Here is a 9,471-nt window from a genome sequence, read left to right as displayed (position 1 = left end):
CCACCGCAAAGGTCTCGGGGGGCAGCGCCCCCACCTTGACCGTGAACTGCAATCCGGTTTGATTCGCCATGGCCTTCCTCTCTTCATCTTCTCGCGGCGCGCGCCATCGCGCCCCGGCTCAATTGGGCAAACGGGAGCCGCCGCCCGCTCGCCACGCTACCGCCCTCTCCGGTGCATCCAGGGCAGGCGAAGATAGGGGGAAACGGGTGACAGGCTGACGGTCTCTGCATTCAGGGGCATCCCTTTACTGCTTTGCCATCGCGACGCCCTGGCGCCGGCAGGCCAGACGGGGCGATGGCAAAACAGAAAAGCCCCGGCCGGCACACCAGACCGGGGAAATTGCACGGGCCGCCCAAGGCGGCCCAGGCTACTGCAAGGAATAACTCAATGAGGGTGAAGCGATTACGCTTCGATCGGGGCACGCCAGTCGTCGGCACCGGAGGTACCGGCCACGGTGTGCTCCCAGTCGATCTTGCGATAGGCCAGGGAGACCTGGATCAGCTGGGTGAAGTCAGACTTCGCCGGATCCTGGCAGTGGGGCATCTGGCAGTCGATGTCGACGATGGTGGCATCGGTCAGCACGGTAGAGAAGAAGTGCTCCTGCTTGCCCTCGACGGAGGTGCGGTACCACTTCAGGGTCACCTTCGGCAGCATCTCGCCAGAGGCCAGGGCGTTGTACATCAGGGGAACGGCCTTGTTCAGGGCGACGGTGAACTTGAAGGGCTTGTGCACACGCTGGCCAGCCGGCTGACCGGATTGCGGATCGGTCGGCACGGTCACCACGTGGTTGAATTCCTGAACCAGCATCTCGTCTTCGTGGCCTTGCACGAAGATGTTACCGACGGACTCGGAGGTGAAGGCGCCAGCGGTGATGTTGCCCTGGGTCTTGCCTTCGATGCTGATATAACACGGAGTTGGCATGGTATTGCTCCTCAATAAATGGGTCGGGTGAGAGATCTCTCGGCCTGACCTTTAGCAGGGACCATGCCAAACAAAAAACACTATAATTATCAATGAATTAAATACAACCCCATCCAGCCACCGTCCCAGGCTACGCAATAAATCGCGCAAAGTGAGATCATGCTCTGACATTCATTGCATCGGCAGATGATAACTCCACCCGTTGAGCAAGTTATTGCCCAGCAAAGAGCAATGCACTGCTCACAACCGTTCTGTCGCCTCAGGCTGTCCTCTTTCTGCCCAGCACGATCAGCAGCAGGGCGAGCACAATCAGGGCGATGCCACTGCCCTCCACTCCCCCAGGATTCTCCCCGAGCAGCCACCAGGAGAGCAGCACACCGCACACCGGCACCGACAGGGTGCTCAGGCTGGCGATGGCCGCCGGCAGGTGCTTGAGCACCACCAGCCAGAGGCTCCAGGCCAGGGCCGTGGCCAGGATGGCGCTGTAGGCCAGGGCCCCGAAGAGGTAGGGGTGCCACTCGATGGGGCGCTGGGGCACCAGCAGGGCGATGACCCCCATCACGGCCGAGGCGTAGAGCATCTGCCAGGCGGTGACACCCAACAGATCGACCCCGGGGTGGCGGGCGTAGAGGCGCTTGACCACGATGGCGCTGATCCCCCAGCTGATGCCCGAGGCGATGGCCAGCAGGGCACTGCCCAGCGAATCGGCCGCGATCTGCCAGGGGGCGATCACCAGCATCAGGCCGGCGCCGGCCAGGGCCACGGCCAGGTATTGCAGCCGTCCCATTCGCTCGCCGAGGAAGAGGGCGGCGAAGATCACCACCCAAAACGGCATGGTGTAGCTCAAGATGGCCACCTTGCCCGCCCCGCCGCTCACCAGGGCCCACTGGGCCAGCCCCACCATGCCGCAGGTCTGAAACAGGGCGATGGCCAGGGTGAAGCGAAAGGGGGTGGGTCTGAGATAACGGCGTCCGCGCAGGCGCAGCACTCCCATCAACAGCAGGGCCCCAAACAGGCAGCGCAGGGCGGTGAAGTCGAACGCCCCCGCATAGGCCGTCACCTGCTTCATCATGATCCAGCTGTAGCTCCAGATCCCGGTCAGCAGCACCAGCCCCCCCAGGGCCGGCAGATTTATCTTCACGCCTCTCTCCTCCCCGGTGTGCACATGCGGGGTACATCAACTGTGTGGTGGCACAGGGTACACCAAAACACAGAGGGGGCACGCGCCCCCTCTGCCGACCCGGGCTCAAGACTAGAGGGCGATGCGGGTACCGGTCTGACCGGCGATCCCCTCGGCCGCCTTCTCCAGCTGGGTGATGAGGGACTCGCGCCCCGGCCGGGAGGCGGCAAACGAGACCGCCGCCTCCACCTTGGGCAGCATGGAGCCGGCGGCAAAGTGCCCCTGCTCGATCAGGCTGGCCGCATCCCTGACGCTGAGGCGATCGAGCCACTGCACATCGGGCTTGCCGAAGCGGATGGCCACCTTCTCCACCGCCGTCAGTATGATGAGGAGATCCGCATCGATGAGCTCGGCGAGGCGAGCGCTGGCCCAATCCTTGTCGATGACGGCGCTCGCCCCGCGCAGATGGTTACCCTCACGCAGCACGGGAATGCCGCCACCGCCGGCGGTGATCACCACCTGACCGGCCGCCAGCAGGGCGCACACCGTCTCTTTCTCGATGATGTCGACCGGCTTGGGCGAGGCGACCACCCGGCGATAGCCACGGCCGGCGTCCTCCTTGAGCCGCTCTCCCTTGGCCATCAGCGCCTCGGCCTCTTCCTTGCTGAAGAAGCCGCCGATGGGCTTGCTCGGGCCCTGGAAGGCGGGGTCGTTCTTGTCCACCTCGACCTGGGTCACCAGGGTCGCCACCGGGGTGGGCAGACCCAACTCGAGCAGCGCCTCGCGCAGGGCATTTTGCAGGTCATAGCCGATATAGCCCTGGCTCAGGGCCACGCAGACCGACATGGGCAGGTGCGGCGCCTTGGGGTCGTGACGGGCGGCCACCTCGAACGCCTGCTGGATCATCCCCACCTGGGGGCCGTTGCCATGGGTAAGCACCACCTGGTGACCGTCGGCGATAAGCCCGGCGATGACCCGGGCCGTCCCCTGCACCGCCTTCATCTGCTCGGGCAGATTGTTGCCCAGGGCATTGCCCCCGAGCGCCACCACGATTCTCTGTTTCATCTTGCGTCTCTCTGTTGGGATGACCCGGCCACGGGGGCCAGGGCCGCATTGAAGGGATCGCGGGCCAGGAAGCGCCCCGCCCCGCGTCTGCCGACAAACTCACCCTCCCGGGCCACCACCTCACCCCGACTCAGGGTGAGGCGCAACTGGCCACGGCAGCGCATCCCCTCGTAGGGGGAGTAGTCGGCGTTATCGTGCAAATACTTGTGTTCGATCCGCAGCTCGCCCCTGGGATCGATCACCACCAGATCGGCGTCGGCGCCGAGACTCAGGCTCCCCTTGCGTGGCCAGAGGCCAAACAGGCGAGCCGGGTTGGCGCTGGTGAGTGCCACGAAACGCGACGGTGTGATGCGCCCCGTCATCACCCCCTCCGAGAAGAGCAGGGGGAGGCGATTCTCCACCCCCGGCAACCCGTTGGGGCAGCGGCTGAAATCCCCCCGCGACAGGGCCAGGCGCTGGGCGTGGGAGAAGCTGCAGTGATCGGTGGCCAGGGTATCGATATCCCCCGCGGTCAAGCCCACCCAGAGCTTGTCGAGTTCGCTGCGGGGGCGCAGCGGTGGGCTCAGCAGGTAGTCGAGGCCGTTTTCGCGGAAGTAACACTCCTCGTCGAGCAGCAGATACTGGGGGCAGGTCTCGACCCATACCGGCTGCCCCTGACGGCGTGCCAGCTTGAGGTAATCGAGCCCCAGGCCGTTGGAGAGGTGGACGATATAGAGGGGGGCATCCCCGGCCAGCCGGGCCAGGTTGATCATGCGCCCTATGGCCTCGGCCTCGCACTCGAGGGGGCGACTCAAGGCGTGGTAGTAAGGGGCCGTGTGACCGGCGGCGAGCAGGGCGGCACGCCGCTCGGCGATGGCGGCGTCATTCTCCGGGTGGACGGCGGTCAATGCCCCCACCTCTTTGAGGCGCGTCAGCGCACGCAGCACGTCTGTGTCCCCCAGCTTGTACTGGTAGGTGAGGTAGAGCTTGAAGCTGCTCACCCCCGCCTCCACCATGCTGGCCATCTCATGTAGGATGGCGTCGTCCACGTGCTGCACCACACCGTGAAAGCCGTAGTCGATCACCGCCTGACCGCCCGCGTACTCATGATAAAGGGCCAGCTGATGGTGCAGATTGCACCCCGCCGGCCCGAATCCCATGTGGTCGATGATGGAGGTGGTGCCGCCACAGGCGGCGGCCCGGGTGCCGCTGTAAAAGTCATCGCAGCTGCGGGCGATCCCCACATCGATGTTGAAGTGGGTGTGGGCGTCGATCCCCCCCGGCATGACGTAGCAGCCGGCGGCGTCGATCACCTCGCAACCGGGGGCGACCAGATCGCTGCCCCGGGCGCGGATCACCCCCTCCTCGATGAGGAGATCCTCGCGATACTCCCCCGCCTCGTCGACCAGAGTGCCATTGATGATGAGTCGTCTCATCCCTGACTCCTGTCACAACGCCCCGCGGACACGCCGCGGGGCAAGAGGGCTTGGCGCCCGATGTCACTCAAAAAGGCCTAACCCTCGAGCTCGCTGAGGTATTGCAGGGGGATCACGGCGTACATGGCGGCGCACTTCACCAGGTGATCCTTCCAGGTCTTCTCGTTCGGGGCGTGGGCCTCGGGCTCTTTGCCCGGGCCAAAGCCGATCACCGGAATCCCGTGGCGGCCCATGATGGAGACGCCATTGGTGGAGAAGGTCCACTTGTCGACCAGCGGCTTCTTGTTAAAGAGCCCCTCGTAGGCGCGAGTCAGGGTCTTGACCGTGATGTGATCCTCTTCCACCTTCCAGGTCGGGAAGTAGCACTCGGTGGGGTAGACCAGGCCGGTGTAGGCCGGGCGATCGTATTGATACATGGAGACCCGGGCACCGGCCGCCTTGACCGCCGGCAGGGCGCGGATCTCATCGAGCGCCCCCTCCCAGGTCTCGCCCCAGGTGAGGCGACGGTCGATGGAGACGGCGCAGCTGTCGGCCACGGCGCAGCGGCTTGGCGACGTGAAAAAGATCTCGGAGACGGTGAGGGTCCCCTTGCCGAGGAAGTCGTCATCGGCAAGGTGGTGGCTGAGCGCCTGCAGCTCGCCCAGGATCGGGCCCATCTTGAAGATGGCGTTGTCGCCGCGCTCGGGCGCCGAGCCGTGGCAGCTCACCCCCTGCACCTCGACCCGGATCTCCATGCGTCCACGCTGTCCGCGGTAGATGTTGCAGTCGGTCGGCTCGGTGCTGACCACAAACTCGGGGCGGATCTTGCTCTGCTCTATGATGTACTGCCAGCAGAGGCCGTCGCAGTCTTCCTCCTGCACGGTACCGGTCACCAGCAGGGTGTATTTGTCCTCGAGCCCCAGATCCTTGATGATCTTGCCCGCATAGACCATGGAGGCCATGCCCCCCTCCTGATCCGAGGCGCCACGGCCACCGATGATCTCGTGATCCTCCATCCCCTCATAGGGATCGAAGCTCCAGTTGGCCATGTTGCCGACCCCCACGGTATCGATGTGGGCATCCATGGCGATCAGGTGCGGGCCGTGGCCGATATAGCCGAGCACGTTGCCCATGGGATCGATCTCGACCTTGTCGAAGCCAACCTTCTCCATCTCCTCCTTGATGCGCAGCACCACGCGCTCCTCGTCGCAGCTCTCGCTCGGGATTGCGATCATGTCACGCAGGAAGGCGCTCATCTCGGCGCGATACTTGTGGGCCTGCTCCAGCACCATTTCAAACGGAATTTGCTTGCTCATCGTCATCTCCAACTTGTGTCAACCGGCGGCGCCATCGCAGGGCGCCACCCTCAATCTGTTCGCCCCCGAGGTGGAGGCCCCGTTCACCCCTCAGATGGGGTGCTTGCCTTCCCACACCACCTCCCGGTAGTGGGCCATGTCGGTGTCCCCTTCGGTGTTGACCAGCAGCACCACCGACTCCTGGTTAAGCCCCAGGCGCGCCATCAGGGCCTCGCGCTGTGGATGGTGGCGCACCGCCACCAGCAGCCCGGCCCCCACGGCACCCGACTCACCCGAGACGATGCGCGAGTCCTCACCCAGCGGATTGCCAAGCACCCGCATGCCGAGCGCCGAGACCTTGTCGTGACAGGAGACAAACTGGGTGGCGCAGTCCTTGAGCAGCGGCCAGCCGAGGGGGTTGGGTTCGCCGCAGGCGAGCCCGGCCATGATGGTGCGCATCTCGCCCCCCACGTTGACCATCTCCCCGGCGACCCCGGAGCGGTAGATGCAGTCCGCCTGATCCGGCTCGACGATGATGCTGTGCAGCTCACGGGCGCCGAAGCAGTCCACCAGATAGCCGAGCACCCCGCCCGCCAAGGCCCCGACACCGGCCTGCAGCAGCACATGGGTGGGCTGCCGTATGCCCATTTCCTGCATCTGCTCCACCGCCTCGTCGGCCAGGGTGGAATAGCCTTGCATGATCCAGGTGGGGATCTCGGTGTACCCCTCCCAGGCGGTGTCCTGCACTATGTACCAGCCGCGCTCCTCGGCCATCTTCATGGTCAGGCGCACGGTGTCGTCGTAGTTCATGTCGGTGACGATGCACTCGGCCCCCAGGCTCAGGATGTGATCCACCCGCTCCTGGGCCGATCCCTTGGGCATGTAGACCACCGCATGCTGGCCCACCTGTTTGGCGGCCCAGGCGACGCCGCGACCGTGGTTGCCATCGGTGGTGGTGGCAAAGGTCATGGGCTCCTTGATGGTGCGTTTGATGAGATCGAAGGTGAACTCCTCCACCGCCACCCCGAACTTGTTGCACAGCAGGTTGGCGATGGCGTAGACCCCGCCCAGCATCTTGAAGGCGTTGAGGCCGAAGCGTTTGGACTCATCCTTGACCAGGATCTGCTTCACCCCCACATAGGCGGCCAGGGCCTGCAGGTCGCACAGGGGCGTTGGCTCGTAGCCGGCCAGTTTCTTGTGGAAGGCGCGCGCCTTCTGGGCCTCGGCGCGGGAGAAGAGGGGGGACGTTTCACCGGTAAAAAAGCGGTTATCGGCAATATCCATCTTCAGGGAAAATTGGGACATGCGTACCTCGCAAAACAAGCCTGAGTGAGCCTGGCCTCGCCGGGCGACCCGCGATATTCGGGCCCCCTGGGGAGACGACTCACCATGGTTAATCCGGGGCGGGAGAGCGATTTCCCGCCCCCTGTTTTCGTTATTTATTTGACCCGTTTCTGGGCCTCTTTGAGCAGCGCTTCAAGGGTTTCACCCGGTGCGGAGAATTTACGGGCGACGATCATGGCCGCGATGATATAGGGCTTCCAGCTTGCCTCTTTGTACGTGGCAATACGGTATTTCTCGAATACCCCCTCGGTCACTTCCCCCTCCTTGCAGGAGACACCGGAAATATCCGCCGGCAGGCAGTGCATATAGAGTGCCTCGCCCCCCTTGGTGTGCTTCATCATCTCCTCGGTGCAGTGCCAATCCTTGTGCTTGGCGTTCTGCTCGAGACAGTGTTTCTCCAGCTCCTTGAGACCGGCATGGTCATTGGCGCGCAGCAGCTCGGTGCGCTGCTCCATCACCTTGTAGGGGGCCCAGGACTTGGGATAGACGATGTCGGCATCCTTGAACGCCTCCTCCATGGAGGTGACCTGACGGAAGCTCCCACCGGAGGCCTTGGCGTTCTCTTTGGCCACCTCGATCACATCCGGGATCAGGTCATACCCTTCCGGATGAGCCAGGGTCACGTCCATCCCGAAGCGGGTCATCAGACCTATGATGCCCTGCGGCACAGAGAGCGGCTTGCCGTAGCTGGGGGAGTAGGCCCAGGTCATGGCAATCTTCTTGCCCTTGAGGTTTTCCAGGCTGCCGAAGTGCTCCTGCAGCCAGGCCAGATCGGCCATGGACTGGGTCGGGTGGTCGATGTCGCACTGCAGGTTCACCAGGGCCGGACGCTGGGGCAGCACCCCCTTCTCGAACCCTTCGTCGAGCGCCGCGCCCACTTCGCGCATATAGGCGTTGCCGGCGCCGAGATACATGTCGTCACGAATGCCGATGGCATCGGCGCAAAACGAGATCATGTTGGCGGTTTCACGCACCGTCTCGCCGTGGGCGATCTGGGACTTGCCCTCGTCCAGATCCTGCTGGGCCAGGCCGAGCAGGTTCAGGGCAGAGGCGTAGGAGAAGCGGGTACGGGTGGAGTTGTCACGAAAGACCGAGATGCCAAGGCCGCTATTAAAGAGCCTGGTTGCGATATTTTCGCCGCGCAGCGTCTTGAGTGCCTCGGCAATTTTCAATACCAGCTCCAACTCTTGGGGAGTCTGCTCCCAGGTCAGCAGAAAATCTTTTTCATGCAGCCCTGACTTGAGGTTTTTTATCTCTTTAATTAACTGGTTCACGTCTTTCATCATTCGCCCCACTCATTGGATGAAAATATGGATGTCGCTCTCTCTTTAATAACGAATGCCACCATCACAATGAAAAGGGGTGAACACTCGAAAGCGCGGTCCATGAGGAGCAATCAATAAGCGTGCCAAGCACTCGAAATAACCGTTCCCCCTCCCCTCATCCCCCATTCCCGTGACCCGGTTCACACAACGCCTGCGCGCCGGCAGCCCCGCCCCCCGGAACAGGGGAGCGGCCAGAAAAAAAGCCGCCCCTCCCCCCACCCACCGCAGAGGTGAGCAGAAGCAGCGCGCGGCAAAAATGATAAAAAGCGGACGGGGATTATCAGATTGATAAAGGGAGGGGTGAGAGGGGGAGAAAGACACAGGATGATATCCAAGCGCCCCGCTTTATCCCCGCAAACGCGGGGAACCGAGTCCCTGACGGTTGCAACCTGGTGCTGGGTACGGTTCATCCCCGCGGGCGCGGGGAACAGATCTGGAAGAGTGCGGACGCCGTGGCCTCACACGGTTCATCCCCGCGGGCGCGGGGAACAGTCGAAGAGGACGACGCCAGCCAGGATCTGCTGCGGTTCATCCCCGCGGGCGCGGGGAACAGGATGACATCACCACCCGTTGTTCGAGTAGCGGCGGTTCATCCCCGCGGGCGCGGGGAACAGGGCTTGCCCGGCTTGGCGGCATCCCATACCCCCGGTTCATCCCCGCGGGCGCGGGGAACAGTGTTGCTGAGGAACCCCTGCAGCACTCCTGATCGGTTCATCCCCGCGGGCGCGGGGAACAGACGTCACCCAAGCCGCCGGGGCCGACCACGTTCGGTTCATCCCCGCGGGCGCGGGGAACAGGGCGGCAAAAGTCCAATTGAAATCGGCGATATCGGTTCATCCCCGCGGGCGCGGGGAACAGCAGCAATCGACCATCCTGATCCAGGGCGCAACCGGTTCATCCCCGCGGGCGCGGGGAACAGTTGGCGATGCTGAAACAACCGCGCAAGTTCATCGGTTCATCCCCGCGGGCGCGGGGAACAGCGCTCCATCTGGCGGCCCAGCAGATCG

At 63.9% G+C, this 9,471-nt stretch carries 7 protein-coding genes and 1 CRISPR repeat array (1 of these 8 cut by a window edge); all 7 genes read right to left on the bottom strand.

Features of this window, described 5'->3' with window-relative positions:
* Positions 1-402 precede the first annotated feature (402 nt).
* Positions 403-921: a type VI secretion system effector Hcp1 gene (hcp1, locus tag AB5Y48_RS11465; protein WP_050664774.1), complete on the bottom strand. Its 519-nt coding sequence runs from the start codon at positions 919-921 to the stop codon at positions 403-405.
* 259 nt (positions 922-1,180) lie between these two features.
* Positions 1,181-2,056, bottom strand: coding sequence for a DMT family transporter (locus tag AB5Y48_RS11460; protein WP_368164514.1), 876 nt, complete (start codon positions 2,054-2,056; stop codon positions 1,181-1,183).
* Positions 2,057-2,173: 117 nt separating this feature from the next.
* Positions 2,174-3,106, bottom strand: coding sequence for a carbamate kinase (gene arcC, locus AB5Y48_RS11455; RefSeq protein WP_050667870.1), 933 nt, complete (start codon positions 3,104-3,106; stop codon positions 2,174-2,176).
* Positions 3,103-4,521, bottom strand: coding sequence for a dihydropyrimidinase (gene hydA / locus AB5Y48_RS11450; RefSeq protein ID WP_368164511.1), 1,419 nt, complete (start codon positions 4,519-4,521; stop codon positions 3,103-3,105). Before hydA ends, arcC begins: the two co-directional genes overlap by 4 nt.
* A gap of 77 nt (positions 4,522-4,598) precedes the next feature.
* Positions 4,599-5,816 carry a YgeY family selenium metabolism-linked hydrolase gene (locus AB5Y48_RS11445; protein ID WP_060586922.1) on the bottom strand — a complete coding sequence of 406 codons (1,218 nt, stop codon included), beginning with the start codon at positions 5,814-5,816 and terminating at the stop codon, positions 4,599-4,601.
* A gap of 90 nt (positions 5,817-5,906) precedes the next feature.
* Complete coding sequence (gene dpaL / locus AB5Y48_RS11440; RefSeq protein ID WP_368164508.1) at positions 5,907-7,100, bottom strand: diaminopropionate ammonia-lyase; 1,194 nt, start codon at positions 7,098-7,100, stop codon at positions 5,907-5,909.
* Positions 7,101-7,234: 134 nt separating this feature from the next.
* A complete protein-coding gene (gene ygeW / locus AB5Y48_RS11435; RefSeq protein WP_060588309.1) occupies positions 7,235-8,422 on the bottom strand; it encodes a knotted carbamoyltransferase YgeW in 1,188 nt (395 codons plus the stop codon).
* Positions 8,423-8,805: 383 nt separating this feature from the next.
* Positions 8,806-9,471: direct repeats of the CRISPR family, unit length 29 nt; unit sequence CGGTTCATCCCCGCGGGCGCGGGGAACAG (it continues 2,599 nt past the right edge of the window).

It is taken from the genome of Aeromonas sp. R6-2 (genome assembly GCF_040908155.1).
Taxonomy (GTDB): domain Bacteria; phylum Pseudomonadota; class Gammaproteobacteria; order Enterobacterales; family Aeromonadaceae; genus Aeromonas; species Aeromonas schubertii.
Note: the sequence above shows the minus strand (reverse complement) of the source record. Positions and strands in the feature narration are given on the sequence as shown.

What these genes read in the sequence shown, in the direction of transcription:
- hcp1 (WP_050664774.1), bottom strand. Translation starts at nt 921, where the DNA reads ATGCCAACTCCGTGTTATATCAGCATCGAAGGCAAGACCCAGGGCAAC.
- arcC (WP_050667870.1), bottom strand. Translation starts at nt 3,106, where the DNA reads ATGAAACAGAGAATCGTGGTGGCGCTCGGGGGCAATGCCCTGGGCAAC.
- hydA (WP_368164511.1), bottom strand. Translation starts at nt 4,521, where the DNA reads ATGAGACGACTCATCATCAATGGCACTCTGGTCGACGAGGCGGGGGAG.
- AB5Y48_RS11445 (WP_060586922.1), bottom strand. Translation starts at nt 5,816, where the DNA reads ATGAGCAAGCAAATTCCGTTTGAAATGGTGCTGGAGCAGGCCCACAAG.
- dpaL (WP_368164508.1), bottom strand. Translation starts at nt 7,100, where the DNA reads ATGTCCCAATTTTCCCTGAAGATGGATATTGCCGATAACCGCTTTTTT.
- ygeW (WP_060588309.1), bottom strand. Translation starts at nt 8,422, where the DNA reads ATGAAAGACGTGAACCAGTTAATTAAAGAGATAAAAAACCTCAAGTCA.